This window comes from Granulosicoccus sp. 3-233 (genome assembly GCF_052681095.1).
Window position 1 is genome coordinate 1 of the sequence record NZ_JBQYLE010000027.1, and the last position, 19,866, is coordinate 19,866.

Genomic DNA, 19,866 nt, shown 5'->3' on the forward strand with positions numbered 1-19,866 from the left:
GTGGACGTACCGGACTGGGAAACGCTTTTTCGTTTGATAGCGAAACTCGGTCCCAAGCTGGTGATTGCAAGCTCACCGGATACGGGATAAACAGAGCGACTCCGATGAACAAACAAACCCGCGATAACTTCCACCACAACCAGAAAACAGGAACACAGCATCGACCGCCATCAGCGTCGAGCCTTGCGCGTGCCTTCAGCTAACGTAGCTACAATCACGACCTATGCTTCAAGCTCACCGGGAATCGCTGAACAAAGTACTATGTATATTAGACATATTGCGAGCACGACCGCAGCGTTGGGAGGGAAATGTAGAGTGTCGGATGCAATACAGGGTTAGTTTTCATCTTCAGGATCAGTTGCTGTATTCTTCACCGCTTCATTGAGTACTGAATCGCTCTTGTAAAGTACTTTTGCGACAGGAACGTGTTGTGAAGCAGGTTTCAGGTGGACATCCTGATCGTCGAAAAATATATGTGGCTGGAATGCTTTGACGATCTTTGTTTTCTCCACCCCGCCTAGAAAGAACGCTTCATCTATGTAGACGCCCCATTTTCTCAGCGTCTTGACTACACGAATTTCGGAAGGGCTGTTCCGGGCAGTTATTAGAGCGACTCGCACTGGAGAGAACTCGATACTCTCTGGTAGGCGCTCTTGCAGCTTCGCTAACTTTAGCAAGAAAGCTGCAAAAGGTCCCTCCTCTAGCAGAATATCTTCTTTAGCAGATTCCTGGGCGTGAAATTCGTCCATTCCTTCTGTTTTGTAGATTATTTCACTTTTTTCTGAGAACAGTACGGCATCGCCATCGAACGCAATTCGTACCTGATCAGTCGAAGGCTTGAAACTTTCACCGGGTGGGACTGATAGGACCGCAGCCGCACACAGATCTGAATCGGCAACTACCTGAGCATCTTCTACATTCGTGCTAAGAAAAAGATCTACGGAAAAGGCGTCAAGGTAATCGACTACGCTTTCCCCACCCGTAAACATGTGACGAGTCATGGCGAGATCGTGTTCACGAATATTCTTCAATATTCGTAATCCAGTTTCTGGGCTGTTCCTTGACATTATTACCACTTCTACTAATGGAGGTTTGCCTGCCGGCGAGTGTCTGTTCAATCCAAGTAATGCCTTAACGAGAGGGTAGCCCGCTCCCGGATCCAGTCGGTCGTTCTCTCTCTCCAGCATCACTTTACGATACGCCTGAATCGCAGTGCTTGGGTCACGCTCAAGTTCTTCTTTGAATAGAGCATCTTCTTCCTGAAGATCAAATAACGCTGTGGCCGAAACGCCAACAACTAGCGTTTCAGAAAGATCATAGGGCATACAAATTTCTCTCCAAGAAAGTTAACTGCAGCGATAACCTGAACTTGCAGCCGGCGCACTCTCTGAGACACTCATGGTTGAGCGGCGGCTGCAAGTTTCAGGTTCACTGTATTGTTCGGCTTTTTCTGTGATTTCTATGTTTTCCATTCGCCTTTCAGTATTGCATGTCATTTAGATCTTTATGGCCTGGCCATTTGTCTGCTCCTATAGAGTTGCAAGTTACTTTCACGTGAGTAGATAGATTTGCCCCGTGAGATTCTGAAACTTTAACCTGAACCACATTCATGCAGGCGGTATATCGGAACCACTCTTCTTTCTTTGGGAACTCTGCATAGTTATACATGTCACGATATTCAATACGAATCAAAATCGCGTAATCAAGATTGTCAGGCGAACCCTTAGGGCGCTGCTTCAAGTCGTCCTCTGATTCGCTCCCGTTAATCGTCGGATGGATTGATACTTCAGGGGCCATAATATCAGTGGACACCTCCGCCCTAATTGTTCTATCAGGCACAGACTTGGCAATACCATCCACAGTTTTCAGCGGCTGGAAAATGATTTCCGCGTATACATCGCGTGCTGGGACATTGCCATAGTTCTGGATTAAAACCATTGGGCATAAAGTGTATTCTTGGTCCGATACACCTGGGCCTATGACCTCTCCACTATTGTTGATGCGATGAAATTTGACATTGGGAAGAACATGTGCGCTATTGGAGTTGATCAGAGTGTTTAGCTGAGCATCTGAACTTCTAACTAAATTTTTCTGCTCCTCCGCTGCTTTTCTCATTTCCTCACGCTGCAAGTGCAGTGCTTCAGTATTTTGCCGTATTTCTTTTTGCTGTTGAAAATAGCCCAACACTAGCCATAGCAATGCCAAAGGCCCTACAAATCCGGCAACAAAATCACCCCATTCATTCAAGCTTTTTTCATTACACCAATCTGTCATTACTAGGTAGGACACTCCAGCAAACCATATAGCAGAACATGCCAGCCCGAAGCCTGTGAGCCCTGACATAGAATTACTCTTGGAATCAGTCATACGTTGCTTGGTTGATCATTGTTAATCGGCTAGCTCAATTCTGGATACAATATTTATGCGAAAAAAAATTTTTCAGAAAAATTTATTTGTTGATCGCCTGGAAATATAAGGTATTCGATAAAATGCGGGATATTTATTTGTATAGCCCAACGAGTACTATTAAGACTCACATATGCTCCACTACTCTGGAGTCGCTCATATCAGTTAGTACAGACTCACCCGGCTCTTCCACGTCCCCGTTCACCACACGCCCCTCCAAATACTGCCCCACCGCCCCCAACACCCCAGCCCTGAACTTGTAAATATCCACCACCGACTCAATCTCATGCCGCTCTTCCCCGTCCGGCAGAAACACACCCACCGCCATTCGCTTCTTCCCGAAGTAAAGCCGGCAGATCGGTTTTCGATTATTGTCGTCCAGTAGAATCGCGCAATAACTCTTGGCATCGCGCATCGCGATGCGTGAAGGATCTACAGACTCGGAACCTATGGCCTGAACAATCCGGAAAGCGTCAAGCTCTTCTTCGGTGGTAACCACACCATCATTGGAATTCTGCGCAGCGTCTTCTGCAGCACCACCCACAGGTTCAGCTTCAAACGCCACCGCCGCACCATTGCCATTATCCAGCGCAGACTTCAGCCGCTCGTTGATGCGCTCTCTAACGAAATCCTTCAGCGCTCGGGACACCAGCACTTCAAACTGGCTCTTCACCTGCGTGGTGAACCGTCCATTGTAGATTCGCGAAGTCAGCAACTTCACCAGGTCTTCCGAGGGGCTCTCAAACTCCGAGGCTATCTCTGCCACCAGGGCATTGTGGTATTTCAGGTTGGCAGCGGTATCCAGAATGTTCTGCAAGTCGAACGTCTGCCGCGCGAACTTCTTCAGTTCATCCACATCCCTGTCGCGATACTCCAGTACGTGGAATTCAAAGAACGGACGTTCGTCCATCCGGTTCTCCTTTTCCAGATCGGTGTAGAAGACGTAGCGAATACCATCGGTCAGCACCGCAAACCGCGCATCGGTCACCGAGAAATAGCGATACAACTGCCCGGCGTGCTTGGCTTCCAGGCTGGCACCGATGGGTTTACATTCAATGAGGATGATCATCTGGCCATCCTGCAGGATGGCGTAATCCACCTTCTCGCCCTTCTTCACCCCATGGTCTGCCGTGAACTCAGGCACCACTTCCATCGGATTGAATATGTCGTAGCCCAGTGACTGCAGGAAGGGCAATACGAATGCAGTCTTGGTGGCTTCCTCTGTCATCACAGAGGTTTTCTGTCTTTCAATGCGGCTCTTCAATTCCGCAATCTTGTCTGCGAGATCCATGGTGACTCCTTGCCGTTGTTTTCACTGGCCTCTACCAGCCGCAGCATTTCTCTCTGAAAAGCTGCTTGTTTTCCCGTCATCACGATTTCCGTGAATCTGTTCAACTTTTTACCGCTCTCTGTATGTTAATGCCATGTGAATATTACCGCCAGCGATTTCGTGTTAACCGGAGGAAATTTTCCACGGCCACGGGAATCACGAGCAAACCACTTCAATCAACGAGACCAGACCGCTCTCACATCCATGAATACTGGCAGGTCACTGGATAAGAGCGTCGTTACCACCCATCTCAATCGACAAGCCCTGCGGCCCTGTGCATAGCCACTGGCCCACAAAATTTCACAAACGGCTATCGGTCTCATGCAACACAATGTTTTTTTCATTCCGGCATCTGAATGCTACGGTGTCAGAAACCCCAGGAAGCTGAAACCCATGCCTCACTCACTATTGAAACGCCTGCTGATATCCCTGCCATTGCTGGCAACGCCGATGTTTGCCGCGGGGCAGTCGACCGTCGACTACTCGTTCAGTTCAGCGCAACTGTGTACGCTCGATGATGCGGGTGAGGTGGCCTGTACCCTGGCAACCGGCTACGAACGATTGCAACCACCGACCAGTCTTCCTGCGTTGACAGACCTGACAACCGGTGAGGCACATGCCTGTGGTATTACGCAGGGCGGTCAACTCGTTTGCTGGGGCGACAACTTCTATGGTCAGTTGAACATGCCTGATGTTGACGGGGTATTCACACAGATCGACGCCGGTGCAAACCATACTTGCGCTCTAAATACGAACGGAGAGGCAATCTGCTGGGGCCTGAACTCCAACCTTCAACTTGAGCCACCGGCTGGCGCAACCTTCTCGCAGATCGATGCGGCAGGCATCAAGTCCTGTGGCCTGCTGACGGAGGGAGACATCGTCTGCTGGTCTGATGATGCGCGTCGTTCACCTCAGGATCTGGTGGGCCCCTTCGTCAAGATGGACATTCGCTCGGGGGACGTGTGTGGGTTGACCGAGGGCGGTGACATACAGTGTTCCGATGGCTCAGCCATTGACTTACCCATCAGGCCGATCACACCCTTCATAGCACCACCGGACAACGGCCCCTACGTCGATATCGCTGCCTCACACAATGCCGTGTGCGGTTTGAAAACCGATGGCACGCTGGACTGCTCACTGTTGAATCCGGAAGATGCAGACAAGTATCCCCTGGGCGAACAGTTCTCGTCCATCCAATCCAACGAAACAGACATTCTTCTCAGTACCAGAGAGATCGTGAATGGCAACTACGCCTATGTGGATTCGGGTACCGCCATGTGCGGCGAGCAAGCTGATGGCACATTGCAGTGCTGGGATGAGGGCGCGATCTTTCCCGGCCCCAATGGTCCGGCCGTGTCGAATGCAGAGTTTGTCGCCACGTTCGAACTTGAACTCGACGCTCGAATCTATGGTTCGAATACGGTGGAGATATTCTGGACACCACTCCCCTTTGTTAGCGACGACGTATTTCCGCGCTTATTCGCCGCTGTCTGACCGGATGGCACAACCCGGTTTCCCCGACCATGGCCACTTGAGCGGCGCCGGTGCGGATCCGCTGACTCACACTGTTCACTGAGCTACCGGCTTGTTCTTCTTCGTCGCCGTGCGAGTCGGTTTCTTCTGCGCCGATCTTTTTTTGGCTTCATGCATGCGGTAGGACTCGCCACTGATGACCAGGATTTCGGAATGGTGGATCAGACGATCCACGATCGATACCACACACGGGGCATTGGGGAAGACCTCGTCCCATTCGCTGAATGGCCGGTTGGTCGTGATCACGATCGGCTTCTTCTCGTAGCGTCGATTGACCACTTCGAACAGCAGGTCGGCGTGGCGGTTGCCATAGGCCAAATACCCCAGTTCATCGATGACGAGCAATTCGGGGCGGGCGTAGTAGCGTAGGCGCCGCTCCAGTGCGCTGGCTCCGTCCTGGCTGGTCAGATCGCCCAGCATCTTGGCGGCAGTGACAAAGCGCGCGGTGTGCCCTGCCAAGACAGCCCGGTGGACCAGATTCTGGGCCAACGTGGATTTGCCCACACCGTTCGGACCGACCAGCAACACATTGGTTGCGGTGGCAATGAACTCCAGATTCATCAGCTGATTGATCGTCGTCTGGTCGATCTTCTCGGGCCAGGACCAGTCGAAGTCGGCCAACGGCTTGAACTTGCCAAGGTGTGCCGAGCCGAGCCGGCGCTCCAGGCCGCGTTGTCGACGTACCTGTTCTTCCCAGCCAATCCACTGGTCAACGCGTGTCAGTTCTGTCTCGTCAAGCTCATCCCAGTGGGCAATCAGTCCATGCAGATTCAGGGCTTCGGCGCGTTCATACAGGCTCGGCTGTTCAGCGGTACTTTTCTCAGGTGGGTTCATCGTCTGGTTCTTCTGTATCATCGGTATCAGGGACAGGGTTGATGTGATCGTAGTCAGCCAGGGAGCCTGTGCGTACCACGATATCGCGAGCAGGCGAGTTCTCGGGCAAGGCGATGGTCATCGGTGGTGCCAGGCCTCGTGCTTCGCGTCGACGCTCCAGGCACTGGCGCACGGCGTTCGAATGGGGTACGCCGCGTTCGATCGCTTCCCGGCAACCGGTCTCCACCTCCGTTGCCCCGTATTCGTCCAGCAAGCGCATCAGCTCGCGCACCAGCGTGCGCAAGGAAGTCCCGCGCAGGCCTGCCTGTTCGAGTAGCGTACTGGCGCTCGGGGCGGCATGATGCAATCGGTTCATGCCGCGATGCTCGGTGGCGGCCCGCTTCTCGGCCACCAGGGCAGCGACATGCTCGGCATTCTCGATCTGTTCGCCCCGGCTCCAGCAGCGTTCGTGTCGGGCCAGTTCGGTGTCGCCAACCAGAATGCGTACCTGTGTGGTACTGGCCAGCAGGCTCAGTGTCTGCTGTACATGGATATGGGGGACCGAGTAGTCATTCAGATCAAAGCGCACATACGGTGTCTTGGGCACACGAACCTCGACCCGCTGCTCGCTCGGCCAGGGGTTGGGCGGCAGGCTCAACAGCCGTGGGCGTTCCTGTTCGAAGGCCTCGCGCACGCTTATGCGAGGCTCTTCCGGACAGGGTCTGTCGGCGGCGATGCCCTCGCACCAGGCGTCGGCCTGCGCATTCAGATCCGCCAGATCGGTCCACTCGCGGGCGGCAAAGAAGCTGCTGCGGATATACCGGATAGCGCGCTCCACACGCCCTTTCTCGTTGCCGCGCGCGATGGCCACCGGGCGGGGTTCGAAGTGATAGTGCGATGCCAGAGCGAGCAAGGCGGGGTTGAAGCGAACGGCGCTGCCATGTCGTTCGATCACGGCTGATTTCAGGTTGTCATACAGCAGCACTCGGGGTGAACCATCCCAGCGAGAGAAGGCTTCGACGTGGCCGGCGGCAAAGGTATCACCCAGTGCGTTGAGGTAGAAGCGCAGAAAGACCTTGCGGCTCCAGCTGAGCACGATGACAAACGCCATCAGAGGCCGTCTGGCCTGACCGACCTGCACATGACCGAAGTGACCCCAGTCCACCTGTGCCTGCTCACCGGGCAGGGTCTTCAGGCGCAGGTAGGCTTCGGGTTGGGCCCGTGGGCGCAGCCCGGCAATGCGGGCACGGAAGTGGCTCTCGCTGCCCCGATACCCGCGTTCACGCACCATGTGGAACAGACGTGCGGCGGTCAGACGCGGATACTGCTCGAGCGTTGCGACGATGAAAGGCAAATAGGGGTCGATCATCGAGGCACGTGCCGAGCGCTCGATCTTCGGCAATCCGGCCTGGCTGAGCACACGGTCAACCACGCTGTGGTGCACATTGAGCTGGCGAGCGATGGTGTGCGGGCCCCAGTGCTCGACATGGTGCAGACGAAGGATATCAGCTTCGAGTTCGCTGTTGATGGTCATGGATCGGGGTCACAGGCTCGTGGAAGAAACCGGGATCTCAGAAACGGATCACAGCGGCAGCGACACCGATGGCAACGGATCACAAAGCTACTGCTGTCACTGCCGAAACTGCGGTGCTCAAACACCGTCTCCTGGCGTGACCCGGACGATGCGCCTGACTCGTTACCCCGAGAACCCTGCTCCGTTACCTTTTCCGAATTCTGTGACGCACGCCGAGCTCGGAAGCGGCGTTGTCGTTCGGCATTGCCAAGTCGTCCACGGCGAGATCGGGCATGGCGCTGACGGCTCTCACGTTGTGCCCGAGTACGAGCAGCATCGGCACACGATGGGCCGCAATACCAGTTGCCACGATCGCAACGACGACAGAGGATGACCTGAGAATGGCAACGGGCGCACAGATAGAGACGAGCACTGGGGAGCATCGGCTGAAAGTGCCGACGAGTGCTGGATAGAAACCCCGCCCGGTGTCGATACTAGCGGAGCTGTGCGAATGCACGGTGAACTCGGACACGGCGTCGACGGACCGTTCAAATCTCAATCGGCGCCGTGCTCCTCTCTTCGGCAAGCCCTGTGTAGACGGCTACCGAAACGGTGTCGCTCGACCACGTCATCAACAGCGATATACGACCCCAGACAACGTCCTGAATGTGAGCCAATCGTGGTTCAGTGTCTCTGTGCGCAAACTCCGCACAGCGGCGAATGAGCGCGGTTTTTGGTCGTCGATTACACCCCTTCAACTCCATCGGTACCAACGAAGTCGTGCAACCGGTTGTTGAAGTTTTTCGAAACGGGGAATCCATCGCCACGCAGCTCGCCCGATTCAGCTTTCTGGATTACGGTGCGGTGTTCGATGCCGAGTATCAAATCAGATTGATCGATGAAGCGGGCAATCCTGGCCCCTTGTCAGGCACTCTGTCAGTCGATACCCGCTCAGGCTCGGTGCTGTTCAACGGTGAACCCACGCTAACGGTTTCCCCGCTGGAAGATCTCCCTGACGTCTTCACGAACACCAGCACTGGAAGCCTGCCGGTGGGGATCGTGATTGCCTGGAATGTCAATCCGGACATAGAGAGCATGATTGACGGCTACGAAATCCGCGTAAACGGGGCGCAGCTCGGCTTTACCCGATCTCGCTTGTTTGTGGATACACGAACTGCACAGGCCGGCCGCTGCATTGAAATTGTCGCAATTGGTTTTGACGAATCACGCCTTGGTGCCAGAGCATTCGGGTCTGGTTGCAATTGACCCGACCACCCGAGTTCGACAGCAAACCTCGCAAACCATGGAATGAAAGATCAACGCACTTACCGGTTTCGGTAAGTGGCGGGGGTTGCATACGACGACCAAAACCGCGCTTATTCGCCGCTGAACCGATAGCCACTCCAGAACCTGTGTAACCAGGATGGCTTTTCAATCACAGGTTTGAGTGGCGGGATATGTCACCGCTGTGAACCGCTCGAGCAACACCGACACGGGCTAGCCTGAAAGCCTGAGCCTGTCATTAGGGTTTTGAGAAAGTACAATATTTGCCTAGTCAAACTCGACCTCAATCGGCCAACGAATTTCGACTCTCGTGCCGCTAAGTGTTTTGCACTCTGCTATGAGTGCATTGCCTTGATGCCATTGCGCAATCTTACGCACGATGGATAACCCCATCCCGAAGCCACCTGAACCTCGCTGACGACTTTCGTCAAGCCGAGAAAAAGGCTCAAAAACTCGCTCATGTTTATCATCGGGTATACCAGCCCCGTCATCTTCGACGCCGAGCACCCATTCTCCCTGCTGTGAATCCAATTGCACTACGATGTTACCTTGAGCATATCGAAAGGCATTTTGCAAAGTGTTTGACAGGGCATGTGCCATCAGACGAGGACTGATGATGAAGGATTTCTCCCCTATATTCGTTGTATCGAAATTGACAGTTATCTGGCATTTGCCTTCCCGGCCATGCTGAGCGCGGGATACCTGCTTGACCAACCAAGCCTTCATATCTTCAGCCGATAGAGCTTCAAACTCAAGTGGCGACTCCACACGCTCCTGTCTGGCGTATGTCAACAACTCATCCACCAGCGTATTCAACTCACCAACATTGATCTCCAGACTATCCAGGTGACGAGATTGTTCCAGTACATTGTCAGCATCTCTTGCCATTTGCAGGTCGAACATCATGCGTGCCAGTGGCGTTCGCAACTCGTGAGAAACAGCATTAGTCAGTTCTCGCTGAGACTCAACCATGTTTTCCGTACGTGTGGCCATACTGTTGAAGCTATCGAGTATTGGCTTGATGAGTGAGGCTGGGTGCGAGCGAACGCGAGTGCCTAACTTGCCATCTCCGATGTCGAACGATGCCCTACGTAAACGCTGAAGATCACGCCATAGAGGCCATATCCAGAGCAGGAAAAACGTGAGTGCAATCGCAGTTAAAATGATTGCGCCATACCAGGTTCTGTCTTCGAAACTCGCTGGATAGTCAATGGGACCAAATTGGAAAACAACACTGCTCTTGCCAAGCTTGACCAGGAATACCTCACCCGACTCCAGAGGATTTTTTACAACAATCTGTTCTGCCTGTAACAGCGATATCTCCTTTGCGCTCAGGTCCAGTTCGCTTATTGATTTCAAGGCCAATGGCACATCATAGGAACGGCGTAGCTCTTCCATCGCCAGCGCTCGTGTGCCTGCATCCATAGCCGATAGTTTCCCCTTGATAAGACTCAGGGTGCCGGATACATGGGCAATCCTCTCATCCACATAGGGAGTGACAACCGGTAGCGACCACACCCGACCAGGGATTATGCTCTTTCGATACAGAGAAATCGAATTACCCAGGTCATGAAGATAGACGGCTTCATTGGCAATGATCTCCCATCCCTTTGGCGGTAAATCCAGCTCTTGCTGGTATTCCAGACGCAACGGAGTCTTGAACTGTGTTTTCAGTGCTACCAAAGTCGCCTGCAAGTCCACGCCCGCGCGTTCAACAATAGCGTCGTCCAATAGATCAAATGTACCTCGATATTGACCTACATAGAACGGCTCACCCTCGTTGTAGACCATGGCCATCTCGATCTTGCCGCCGATGAATATCGCCAAATTGATTGCGATGAAGACAACCATGACAATGGTTATGATCAATCGGATCATTGTTGCCAGGCCGACTCAACCAATACGTAGCCTTTCCCACGCACGGTTTTGATACGTGTAGGGTTCACCAAATCAGGTTCGAATATCTTGCGCAAACGGGAGACTCGAATATCAATGGATCGATCCAGGCCATCGTAGTCATACCCATGCAGGCTTCGAAAAATGAAATCACGGCTCAGTATCTGCCCCGCGTTTGTAGCAAACAACCAAAGCAGTTCGAATTCAACCTCTGTGCAACCTACCGGCACGCTCCTCCAGGTGACGATTCGATTGTTATAGTCGAGGTGCAATTCGCCCACACTCGTAGTCGCCAGTTCAGGGCCTTTGGCTGCATCGATGATGCGCCGGTCATGACGCAACAAGGCGCGTATACGCGCCAAAAGGACGCTGGGCACCACGGGTTTGACGACATAGTCATCTGCACCAATCTCCAGACCTTCAATCTGCTCCATACTTTCGTCGCGTGCTGTGAGCATCAGAATGGGAGAAGCAAACAGCGGCCTGACGCGACGACACACTTCAAGGCCATCAAGCCCCGGTAGCATAAGGTCCAAGATAACCAGGTCCGGCTTATCTCTGAGTATGCGACGTACGGCCGTATCACCTCGATACTCCACAGCCACGCTGTAGCCGTTGTTTTCCAGATACTCGCGCGTGCTGTTGGCTAGCCTTGCATCGTCTTCAACCAAAAGCAATCTGTTTGAGGCGTTTGAATCGATCATTGATCAGGAATTTTCGAACAGTCTCTGTCGTAGCAAAGAACAAGAATGCAGGTAGAGCCTTTCATTCTGCTGTAACTCAATCTATCGAGCCTGCAATTCTCACACGTTCGGTTGCTCAAAGGAAAAACCGTTTGTTGTCGTTTTGTTATCGCCATTGAACATGGCGCTTCAAGGTATCCATTCGTGCAATCTACAAAGCTTCAGATGCCTATCATGCTACCGGCACAAACCTCAAAAATCATAATGAAAATACAAGTGGTTTGTTGCTTTGCGGGAAAAACCAATACATAGGGTTAGGAAGAACCAGACCTTAGTCGCAGTGATTGCATTCACTACAAATTGATACATAGCAGCACAGCCGGTTTTTATACGCTGTAAACAACTTTTACCCACCGTTGTTGCCGTCCTGTTGTGAACATCATGCACCTTGCTTTCGGGGTAACTCTTCGAAGCCCATTCATCATCGAGCTCTTTGCCTGCTCATTGATGGCTCAGCGCCAGATGTTTCGCGAGCTGCCAGGAAAAGCCTGCCAGATTCCAATGCAGCATAACCAACCACAGCCCGATAAAACGGAGGGGAAAGCGCTCACTTCACACCACTACAGGAGAAAAATAGCATGAAGTTACAAAAGAGCATTGTCAGTATAGTTGTCGCCACAGCTCTCATAGGCGGTTGCTCGGATAGCACGACAACCACCGAAAACAATTCGATGAATTTCGAGCCGTGTGAAACCTCACCAGTATTAGATTGTGGCATGTTCGAAGTACCACTGATTCATGGGACTACAGACAGTCGGCGCATAAGCATTGATGTTGCGCGTCTGCCCGGTACTGGTGATGGCCCACATGAGCCGCTACTACTCAATCTGGGTGGTCCGGGGTCGGGCACAGAAGCGTTAAGGGATGTAATGGACAATGGTCTGTTGGATCGACTCCGTGAACACTATGACATTATTGGATTCGATCAACGCGGCGTAGGAAACCCGCTGCAAGTGAACTGCGATCATCTTGGCGACACCGAGTCATCCCGGTACCCGCGCAATCAGACCGACATTCAAGAGTTGGTCGATGACGCAACCCTTCTGGCTGATGCTTGCTCAGCCGAGTTCAGTGATCAGCTACAGTGGGTCGGTTCCAATTCCGTCGTACAGGATATGGACGTCATGCGGACAATGTTGAACGCGCCAAAACTCAATATCATTGGTAGTAGCTTTGGCACCCGGATCACAGCGCTATACCTCCAGCGCTATCCGGATACCAGTGGACGCATCATTCTGGATGCACCACTGCGCCCCAATGGAAGAATCGACTCACTGCTGATGGGATCTGCTGTCGCACAGCAAGGCAGCTTTGAACAGATGGTGAGTGCCTGCGGCACTACCTTGCCTGATTGTGACCGGAGTATGGCAGAAGCCGCTTTCGTCGCCCGCGTGAACAGCCTCCTGGACGATGCAGATAGAGATACGTTCGGGGCATTCAACAACTTATTGGAAATAGCGACACAACATGCAGAAAGTGGTGAATTTCTAGCTCCCTTGTTGATCGACTACGCGCTCAATGGCGAGCCTACTGAAATGTTCACGCTTATCCAGGAACTGGGTTTGGATGATGATGAAGATGCAGGCGACAGCATCACGCTTGAAAGAGCAGTCCTTTGCGCCGACGATAATGCGCGCCCTACCGTGGAGTCGCTTTTATCCATTCTCAATCATCTGAATGGTACATCTGATCTGTTCGCCGAGGCTTTGCTTCCCCGTGCCGCAAACTGTGTTGGATGGCCTGAGGCATTGGATCCTGTTGCTGATATCCAGACACCGGATGCGCCAACATCCTTGATCATAGGTGGCAGTGGCGATGTACTGACACCGCTCGATTGGGCCGTTGAAATGGCCGAGGCAGTCGGTGGTGTTTTCTTGTCATCAGACCATCAGGGACATACCACCTTGTTCGCAAACGAGAACGAGTGCGTCGACTCGATTGCGGTGGACTTCCTGCTTGAAGGGACCTTGCCTCCGGCTGGCGCAATCTGCGAGTAAGGCCAGGTTGCCGAAATGTAGAGACTATGGGGCCACGGCGCACCACAGTCTCTACTCATGGCTTGCGCGTCTACGCAATCTGCAAGCTGCCACAACGTCCGCAATTTCGGTGCTCTTCTCAATAGACCGGTGCAGAGAGATTCATACCCATCTGAATGTGGGTGGATCAGAGCCGAACATCAACCATCACCATGGAGATCAATCCAATGAAACACAGACACGTATTGACAATCATCGCCTTCATTTCAAGCTCATTGCTCGGATGCAGCACTGACTCACGCTACGCAGTGACTGAATTCAAAGAGATTCCAGGCTTGCTGGAATTCCACGATATGCCGGGAGTCAGCATTGCAATAATAGAGGACTTCAAAATCGATCAACTTATCACTTTTGGGGTGAAAGATCGAAACACATTGGAGCCAGTCACTCAGGACACGCTGTTTCAAGCCGCATCGATGAGTAAATCAGTCACCGCAGTAGCCGCAATGAAGATGGCACAGAATGGAATGATCGATCTTGACGAAGACATCAACAATGAACTGGTTTCCTGGACTGTCGCGGAAAACGAACAGACGAAAGAGGAAAAGGTGAATCTGCGAAGACTGCTGAGCCACACTGCAGGGACCACAGTTCACGGGTTCTCTGGATACAGGCAAGATGAAGTAATACCCTCACTACATGAAATACTGAATGGTCAAGCCCCGGCCAATTCCCCCGCCGTTGTTGTTGATACGACACCGGGTAGCCAATTCAGTTATTCCGGTGGAGGATACGTGATTGCACAGCAAGCAATGATTGACGTGACTCAACAACCCTTTGAGGATTGGGTGAATGAAGCCGTATTTGAGCCTCTGGCCATGACGAGCAGTTCGTTCAACCAGATACTATCAGAAGAGAGAACAGGAAGAGCAAGTGCTGGCCACGATACAGAAGGGCAAAATATTCCAGGCAACTACAACCTCTATCCGGAAATGTCTGCAGCCGGTCTTTGGACGACTCCTCAGGATTTGGCAAAGCTACTCATTGAGCTTCAATTGTCGTTGCTGAACCAATCGAACATAGTGCTGGCAGGTGACGTCGTTGAAGAAATGATCACGCCAATTGGCGGCCCTATATTCAACACGGACGACCTCTTTTACGGTTTGGGTTTCATGATCACGAGACAAGGTGATGAGATGTATTTTGGACATGGAGGGAATCAATCAGGCTTTCATTCTCAAATGGGTGCCACCAGGTCGGGCAATGGATACGTTGTGATGACCAATGGCGACAATGGCCCCGCGGTTATCGACGAAATAGTTACGCTACTGGAAAGAGCAGCAACCCAGAACGCCCGTTGATGGTAGTCGGTCCGAGTGATATCGAAACCGAGGATCGGGCTGGCACTCTGAACAAGTTCCTGGCAAACCTCTCTCACTCGGCACTTGTCACCCCAAAAGCAGAACATGTGGTTGGCACAAGGGTTTCGGTCTACAAGGGGTCTGGCAGACACCGGATTCGCTGCGCCATTTGCTGATCTGCCCTTCACCGTATCTGACAGTCTGGATTGGCTGGATGAGTAACAAGTTGGGCTGAGGTCTGTTGCTGGTTATACCAAGAATCGGATTCACCGAGGCAGTGTGTGTTGGCGCTGCCTCAGCAATACCCATGACCAAAAACGAGGAAAATCATCCCTGCACGGTTTGGCCTTTGATCACTATCGGAGCACACCGCTCACTCATCACCATACCTTCAGCTAGTACCCTGTTTCTTGGTATAGGAAACGCCTGAGTGACGGTTGCAATGCGTCCATGGATTGGTAGCCTCTTGCTTCACCTACAAGCAAGGAGTTATCGATGTACCCTAAAAACAAGAAGACCAACGCGGTAAAATTAGCAGTTGCGCTAGCGTTCGGTCTCTCGGCTGGCGCTGCTCAAGCTCAGACGACAGTTACCGGTCAGGACATTTACAGCGGCACATCGTCAGCGTTGTTCCGCTCGATGACGGCGGTGAATGATCATGTCTATTTTACAGCGGACGACGGTACCAACGGGCGTGAACCCTGGATCGTGGCGCCGGGAAATAGAGGTGCACGTCTGTTGGGGAACATCAGAAGCAGCTGGTGGGGGTCGGATCCGTATGGGTACACCCGTGCGGGTGATAACGTCTTCTTCTCGGCAGTAGGTGACAACTACGGTCGTGAATTGTACATTCACGAGCCATATTCCGGCCGCATCGATCTAGTGAAGGACATCAACCCCGGGTCCGCCAGCTCTGGGCCAACCTGGTTTGCATCGCTCGGACACACACTGGTTTTTGTAGCGGATGATGGCACGTCCGGAGAACAGATTTGGGTCAGTGACGGCACGGATCGCGGAACGTATTCGATAAGCCGCGATGCAAAGGATCCGGAAGCGCTGACACGTATTGGCGACAAGGTTTACTTCTGGGCTCACACAAGTCGAACCGGATACGAACCATGGGTAACTGACGGCACAAAGAGTGGAACCCATATCGTCAAGGATATCGCGCCGGGTACAACCAGCTCACGCGTATCGGTATCGATTACAAGCGGGCTATTACAACGGGTAAGCGAGTTTCATGATATCGATGGCAAGGCCTGGTTTCTGGCTAATGACCACACTTCATCGACGGGCGCAGAACCCTGGTCCAGTGACGGTACTTACACAGGCACCGAGCTTGTCGCTGACCTGAATCAAGGCCCTCTAGGGTCGTATGCCGTGAATCTTGCGTGGTCCGAGCCCACTCGTACCGTAGTGCTGTCAGCAGAGACATACGCTACCGGACGCGAACCCTGGCTACTAACGCTTGCTCTGAACGGTAAAGTCACTCGTGCCGACTATTTTGACCTTCGACAAGGCGCACAAGGTTCAGTGCCTTCGGAAATAACCGAAGTCAACGGCCGTTTTGTGTTCGCAGCCAACAGCGGGGTACAAGGACGGGAGCCATGGGGTATCGATCCTTTAGGAGAAAACAGCCCTGTATTACTGAGTAATATATGGGGTGGCCGCGGAGACAGTAACCCCAATGGATTTCAAAACGTAGATGGTGGCGTGGTGTTTACTGCTCGAAACCGACGCCATGGCAGCGAGTTGTGGTTCAGCGACGGATCCAGAGCCTGGTTACTGGCTGATATAGTGCCGGGTTCTACCGGTTCTGTTCCGGCACTGATAACAGGTACCAGCAATAGCGCGGTTTTTCAGGCAGTACTGCCGGGCTTGGGTCGCGAGTTGTATGTTGTCGACTGGTAGTCTGTCTGTAACAAGCCGGCAGGCAAACTCTTGGTCGGCAGAGTTTGCTTAATGCTCCCGGGTGCGCTGAGCAGTCAGGCTCAGCGTACATACGACCTCGGCGTTGCACTCTGCTGTGAATGTACAACGCTCTCTGGGCGGGGTTTTCCGGTTCTCTCACTGAACACCTCATGGCGCATTGTCACTCGGCTCGAGGTTTCTATCAAACCGGAGGAACGCCACAAATCGCTGAAACGCCTCGAGCCCCCATTGACACACAATACGATTTCACACATCATTATCGGCAAGGGGCTGCGAACGCCTCTTGAGGCGCCAGCCACAGTTTCGCATCCTGCAATCCCATAGAAAATGGCCCTTCATGCCAGCGTGCTTTGCGCTGACGTCAAGTGCACTGACACAGGAGAGGATGCATCATGGCGTCACCCAATCAAATCAGCGTTGCGCAACTCAACAAACTGGTGGGCACTCACAATGCGCCAGTTCTCATCGATGTCAGAAACGATGAAGACTTCGCACTGAATCCCCAGTACATTCCCACGGCTATCAGGTGTTCGCACCTGGATGTCGCGCAGCTGGCAGATCAATTGAAAGACGCCAAAGTCGTTGTCTACTGCCATAAGGGACTCAAACTCAGCGAGGGGGCTGCAGCCGTCCTGCGCACGCTGGGTGTGAAGTCTGAAATCCTGAAAGATGGCTACCTGGGGTGGGAAGCGGCAGAGCTCCCTGCTATTCCCCACAAACTACTGCCACCTCGCAATGCTGCAGGACAAACCGTCTGGGTTACACGTCATCGCCCCAAGATCGACCGTATTGCCTGCCCGTGGTTGATTCGTCGCTTCGTGGACAGGAACGCACAGTTTCTCTATGTCAGCGCATCGGCAGTCGACGCCGTTTCAGAGAAGTTCAATGGCGTGGCGTTTGATGTAGAAGACGTATTCTGGAGCCACAGAGGCGAGCTATGCACTTTCGACGTCATGATCAAGGAGTTTGGTTTGACGACAAAACCGTTGAATCAACTCGCAACAATCGTCAGAGCTGCTGATACCAATGAACCCGGGTTGGCCGCTGAGTCGAAAGGCCTGCTCGCCGCTTCTCTGGGACTATCGCGCATGTTTTCCGATGATCTGGAACAGCTTGACGCCGGGTGTTTACTCTACGATGCGTTCTATCGCTGGTGTCGCGATGCAACTGACGAGACTCATGACTGGCCAGCCACAGGGGCCAGACCTCAATGAGCTCCGTCGACATCACATCGGCGAGTGAAGAGTCGATAGAGAATCCAACGCTGCTTCAAGCTTTCAGCGTCTGGCTGAAGATCGGTCTCCTGTCATTCGGTGGACCGGCAGCGCAAATTGCCCTGATGCATCGCATGGTAGTGACCGAAAATCGCTGGCTGAGTGAAAAGCAATATATCAATGCGCTTAGCTTTTGCATGCTGCTTCCGGGACCTGAAGCCATGCAGCTTGCCACCTACGCGGGGTGGCGAATGCACGGTGTCAGAGGTGGCTTGCTGGCAGGACTGCTGTTTGTAATACCCGGGGCCATTATCGTGCTTTTACTCGCCGCCATTTACACGGGCTTTGGAAAACTGCCGCTTGTTGATGCACTGTTTCTAGGTGTCAAAGCCGCGGTGGTAGTCATCGTCATCGAAGCACTGCTAAGGGTTTCCAAAAAGGCCCTCAAGCGACAAGATCATTGGGTTATCGCGGCCCTGGCATTCATTGCCATTTTCTTCTTCAATGTGTCATTTCCATTGATTGTCATCGCGGCTGGGTTGTACGGATTTCTCACCAGTTCGCAGCCCGCCGATTTGGCCGGCAGACAATCTGTTCTGCCTTCCATGAAGCGCTCAACGATAGTGACTGTCCTGTTCTGGGCCTGCCTCTGGGCAGCACCGCTTGTCGCTGTCTACGTCTTTACTGATAATCAGTTCTTGCTGGATATTGGCGCCTTTTTCTCACGTCTGGCAGTCGTGACGTTTGGCGGTGCCTACGCAGTTCTGGCCTACATGACACAGGATGTGGTCGTCAATCTAGGCTGGCTGACAGCCGGTGAGATGATGGACGGATTGGGACTGGCCGAAACCACCCCCGGCCCATTGATATTGGTGACCGAATTCGTAGGCTTTGTCGCAGGCTATCGGGAAGGTGGCGTGCTTTCAGGACTCGCTGCCGCAACCATGACGTTGTGGGTAACTTTCGTACCCTGTTTTCTATGGATATTTGCAGGTGCTCCCTACATTGACTGGATAGGTGAGCAACCCAGACTCAGAGGTGCCCTGTCGAGCATCACGGCGGCTGTCGTCGGCGTGATACTCAATCTATCCGTGTGGTTTTCCCTGCATGTACTGTTCGCGACTGTCGCCGCCAGGAAGGTTGGGCCGCTCACCTTGTGGACCCCAGGCTTCGAAACTCTGGATTGGCGCGTTCTGATCCTGACTGGCATCTGCGCAGTGGCTGTCTTTGTCTGGCATTGGTCAATCCTGAAGGTGCTACTCATGGCGGCAATACTAGGCCTTCTGACTTCAGGTATACCGACAATCTTCTAAATATAGAATGGACACCTGACCCGGAAAAATTTCTGACCATTTTTTACCCCTGACACTATCCACGACAATCAATGGTATCGCCGATGAACATACGCTTTGTTACTTCAGACGATGCTGAGGCGTTTTCGGCCTTGAGGAGAGATGTCACAAGAGAAAACCCAGTCGCAATGGGTTTGTCCTATGACGAGGAACTGACTCGCACTCTGGAAGACTTCAAAGCGCAGCTATCTTTTACGCACCCTAATGCCATGTTCGGTAGCTTTGTAGAAGGCAAGCTTGCCGCAACGGCAGCCGTAGGCCTAACGAGTAGATCCCCTTCTTCTTGTCACAAAATGTTGATGTGGGGTGTTCTGACATCTCCAGCCTTTCGTCGTCGTGGACTGGGCCGGAAATTGGTAGAGTCAGCAATCCAGCATGCATTTGGCAACGGTATACATCGTGTAAATCTGCAGGTGTACGTACCTAATGAACCAGCTGCGTATTCCGGCGAAGCTGATCACCCATTCTGGCCCATGGTGATCACCGCGTAGAGCTAACGCGCGAGGTCAGAGA

At 52.9% G+C, this 19,866-nt stretch carries 15 protein-coding genes; 8 read left to right on the forward strand and 7 right to left on the reverse strand.

From position 1 onward, the window contains the following. Window positions 1–335: 335 nt before the first annotated feature. The 3 genes from ACUNV4_RS29715 to ACUNV4_RS29725 all read right to left on the reverse strand — a co-directional run bounded on the left by ACUNV4_RS29715 (window position 336) and on the right by ACUNV4_RS29725 (window position 3,697). Entirely contained in the window at window positions 336–1,325 is a 990-nt protein-coding gene (locus ACUNV4_RS29715) for a 5'-nucleotidase (protein ID WP_430882308.1), read from the reverse strand. Window positions 1,326–1,479: 154 nt separating this feature from the next. Beyond that, window positions 1,480–2,367: a hypothetical protein gene (locus tag ACUNV4_RS29720; RefSeq protein ID WP_430882309.1), complete on the reverse strand. Its 888-nt coding sequence runs from the start codon at window positions 2,365–2,367 to the stop codon at window positions 1,480–1,482. 166 nt (window positions 2,368–2,533) lie between these two features. Continuing rightward, window positions 2,534–3,697, reverse strand: a complete 1,164-nt coding sequence (locus ACUNV4_RS29725; RefSeq protein WP_430882310.1) for a type I restriction endonuclease — start codon at window positions 3,695–3,697, stop codon at window positions 2,534–2,536. A 432-nt stretch (window positions 3,698–4,129) separates the two neighbouring features. Here ACUNV4_RS29725 and ACUNV4_RS29730 point away from each other — a divergent pair, with 432 nt between their 5' ends. Then, complete coding sequence (locus tag ACUNV4_RS29730; protein ID WP_430882311.1) at window positions 4,130–5,230, forward strand: RCC1 domain-containing protein; 1,101 nt, start codon at window positions 4,130–4,132, stop codon at window positions 5,228–5,230. A 75-nt stretch (window positions 5,231–5,305) separates the two neighbouring features. Here ACUNV4_RS29730 and istB read toward each other — a convergent pair whose 3' ends face one another. Further along, the gene (gene istB / locus ACUNV4_RS29735; protein WP_430882312.1) at window positions 5,306–6,103 is read right to left on the reverse strand and encodes an IS21-like element helper ATPase IstB; all 798 of its coding nucleotides are present in this window, start codon (window positions 6,101–6,103) and stop codon (window positions 5,306–5,308) included. Next, the gene (gene istA / locus ACUNV4_RS29740; RefSeq protein WP_430882313.1) at window positions 6,090–7,616 is read right to left on the reverse strand and encodes an IS21 family transposase; all 1,527 of its coding nucleotides are present in this window, start codon (window positions 7,614–7,616) and stop codon (window positions 6,090–6,092) included. The genes istB and istA overlap by 14 nt, the downstream gene beginning before the upstream one ends. 699 nt (window positions 7,617–8,315) lie before the next feature. Between istA and ACUNV4_RS29745 the strand changes: the two genes are divergently transcribed. Next, window positions 8,316–8,861 (forward strand): hypothetical protein, encoded by a 546-nt coding sequence (locus ACUNV4_RS29745; RefSeq protein WP_430882314.1) that lies wholly within the window; start codon window positions 8,316–8,318, stop codon window positions 8,859–8,861. A 285-nt stretch (window positions 8,862–9,146) separates the two neighbouring features. On the opposite strand, the gene ACUNV4_RS29750 is transcribed toward ACUNV4_RS29745, so the two are convergent. Next, entirely contained in the window at window positions 9,147–10,757 is a 1,611-nt protein-coding gene (locus tag ACUNV4_RS29750; RefSeq protein ID WP_430882315.1) for an ATP-binding protein, read from the reverse strand. Then, a complete protein-coding gene (locus ACUNV4_RS29755) occupies window positions 10,754–11,479 on the reverse strand; it encodes a response regulator (protein ID WP_430882316.1) in 726 nt (241 codons plus the stop codon). Before ACUNV4_RS29755 ends, ACUNV4_RS29750 begins: the two co-directional genes overlap by 4 nt. A 617-nt stretch (window positions 11,480–12,096) precedes the next feature. Here ACUNV4_RS29755 and ACUNV4_RS29760 point away from each other — a divergent pair. From ACUNV4_RS29760 to ACUNV4_RS29785, 6 genes are all read left to right on the forward strand, one after another. Beyond that, window positions 12,097–13,515 (forward strand): alpha/beta hydrolase, encoded by a 1,419-nt coding sequence (locus ACUNV4_RS29760; protein WP_430882317.1) that lies wholly within the window; start codon window positions 12,097–12,099, stop codon window positions 13,513–13,515. Between the two features lie 206 nt (window positions 13,516–13,721). Beyond that, on the forward strand, window positions 13,722–14,855 hold the full coding sequence (locus tag ACUNV4_RS29765; RefSeq protein ID WP_430882318.1) for a serine hydrolase domain-containing protein: 1,134 nt from the start codon (window positions 13,722–13,724) through the stop codon (window positions 14,853–14,855). Window positions 14,856–15,350: 495 nt separating this feature from the next. Continuing rightward, on the forward strand, window positions 15,351–16,766 hold the full coding sequence (locus tag ACUNV4_RS29770; RefSeq protein ID WP_430882319.1) for a hypothetical protein: 1,416 nt from the start codon (window positions 15,351–15,353) through the stop codon (window positions 16,764–16,766). A gap of 413 nt (window positions 16,767–17,179) precedes the next feature. Beyond that, the gene (locus tag ACUNV4_RS29775; RefSeq protein WP_430882320.1) at window positions 17,180–18,001 is read left to right on the forward strand and encodes a chromate resistance protein ChrB domain-containing protein; all 822 of its coding nucleotides are present in this window, start codon (window positions 17,180–17,182) and stop codon (window positions 17,999–18,001) included. Next, the gene (gene chrA, locus ACUNV4_RS29780; protein WP_430882321.1) at window positions 17,998–19,314 is read left to right on the forward strand and encodes a chromate efflux transporter; all 1,317 of its coding nucleotides are present in this window, start codon (window positions 17,998–18,000) and stop codon (window positions 19,312–19,314) included. Before ACUNV4_RS29775 ends, chrA begins: the two co-directional genes overlap by 4 nt. An 83-nt stretch (window positions 19,315–19,397) precedes the next feature. Continuing rightward, window positions 19,398–19,844 carry a GNAT family N-acetyltransferase gene (locus tag ACUNV4_RS29785; RefSeq protein WP_430882322.1) on the forward strand — a complete coding sequence of 149 codons (447 nt, stop codon included), beginning with the start codon at window positions 19,398–19,400 and terminating at the stop codon, window positions 19,842–19,844. Window positions 19,845–19,866 lie beyond the last annotated feature (22 nt).

Bases quoted from the DNA above. Each gene is read 5' to 3' on its own strand.
- ACUNV4_RS29745 (WP_430882314.1), top strand. From the start codon at position 8,316: ATGAGCGCGGTTTTTGGTCGTCGATTACACCCCTTCAACTCCATCGGT.
- ACUNV4_RS29720 (WP_430882309.1), bottom strand. From the start codon at position 2,367: ATGACTGATTCCAAGAGTAATTCTATGTCAGGGCTCACAGGCTTCGGG.
- ACUNV4_RS29725 (WP_430882310.1), bottom strand. From the start codon at position 3,697: ATGGATCTCGCAGACAAGATTGCGGAATTGAAGAGCCGCATTGAAAGA.
- ACUNV4_RS29750 (WP_430882315.1), bottom strand. From the start codon at position 10,757: ATGATCCGATTGATCATAACCATTGTCATGGTTGTCTTCATCGCAATC.
- ACUNV4_RS29775 (WP_430882320.1), top strand. From the start codon at position 17,180: ATGGCGTCACCCAATCAAATCAGCGTTGCGCAACTCAACAAACTGGTG.
- ACUNV4_RS29755 (WP_430882316.1), bottom strand. From the start codon at position 11,479: ATGATCGATTCAAACGCCTCAAACAGATTGCTTTTGGTTGAAGACGAT.
- ACUNV4_RS29785 (WP_430882322.1), top strand. From the start codon at position 19,398: ATGAACATACGCTTTGTTACTTCAGACGATGCTGAGGCGTTTTCGGCC.
- ACUNV4_RS29770 (WP_430882319.1), top strand. From the start codon at position 15,351: ATGTACCCTAAAAACAAGAAGACCAACGCGGTAAAATTAGCAGTTGCG.
- chrA (WP_430882321.1), top strand. From the start codon at position 17,998: ATGAGCTCCGTCGACATCACATCGGCGAGTGAAGAGTCGATAGAGAAT.
- ACUNV4_RS29765 (WP_430882318.1), top strand. From the start codon at position 13,722: ATGAAACACAGACACGTATTGACAATCATCGCCTTCATTTCAAGCTCA.
- ACUNV4_RS29730 (WP_430882311.1), top strand. From the start codon at position 4,130: ATGCCTCACTCACTATTGAAACGCCTGCTGATATCCCTGCCATTGCTG.
- istB (WP_430882312.1), bottom strand. From the start codon at position 6,103: ATGAACCCACCTGAGAAAAGTACCGCTGAACAGCCGAGCCTGTATGAA.
- istA (WP_430882313.1), bottom strand. From the start codon at position 7,616: ATGACCATCAACAGCGAACTCGAAGCTGATATCCTTCGTCTGCACCAT.
- ACUNV4_RS29760 (WP_430882317.1), top strand. From the start codon at position 12,097: ATGAAGTTACAAAAGAGCATTGTCAGTATAGTTGTCGCCACAGCTCTC.
- ACUNV4_RS29715 (WP_430882308.1), bottom strand. From the start codon at position 1,325: ATGCCCTATGATCTTTCTGAAACGCTAGTTGTTGGCGTTTCGGCCACA.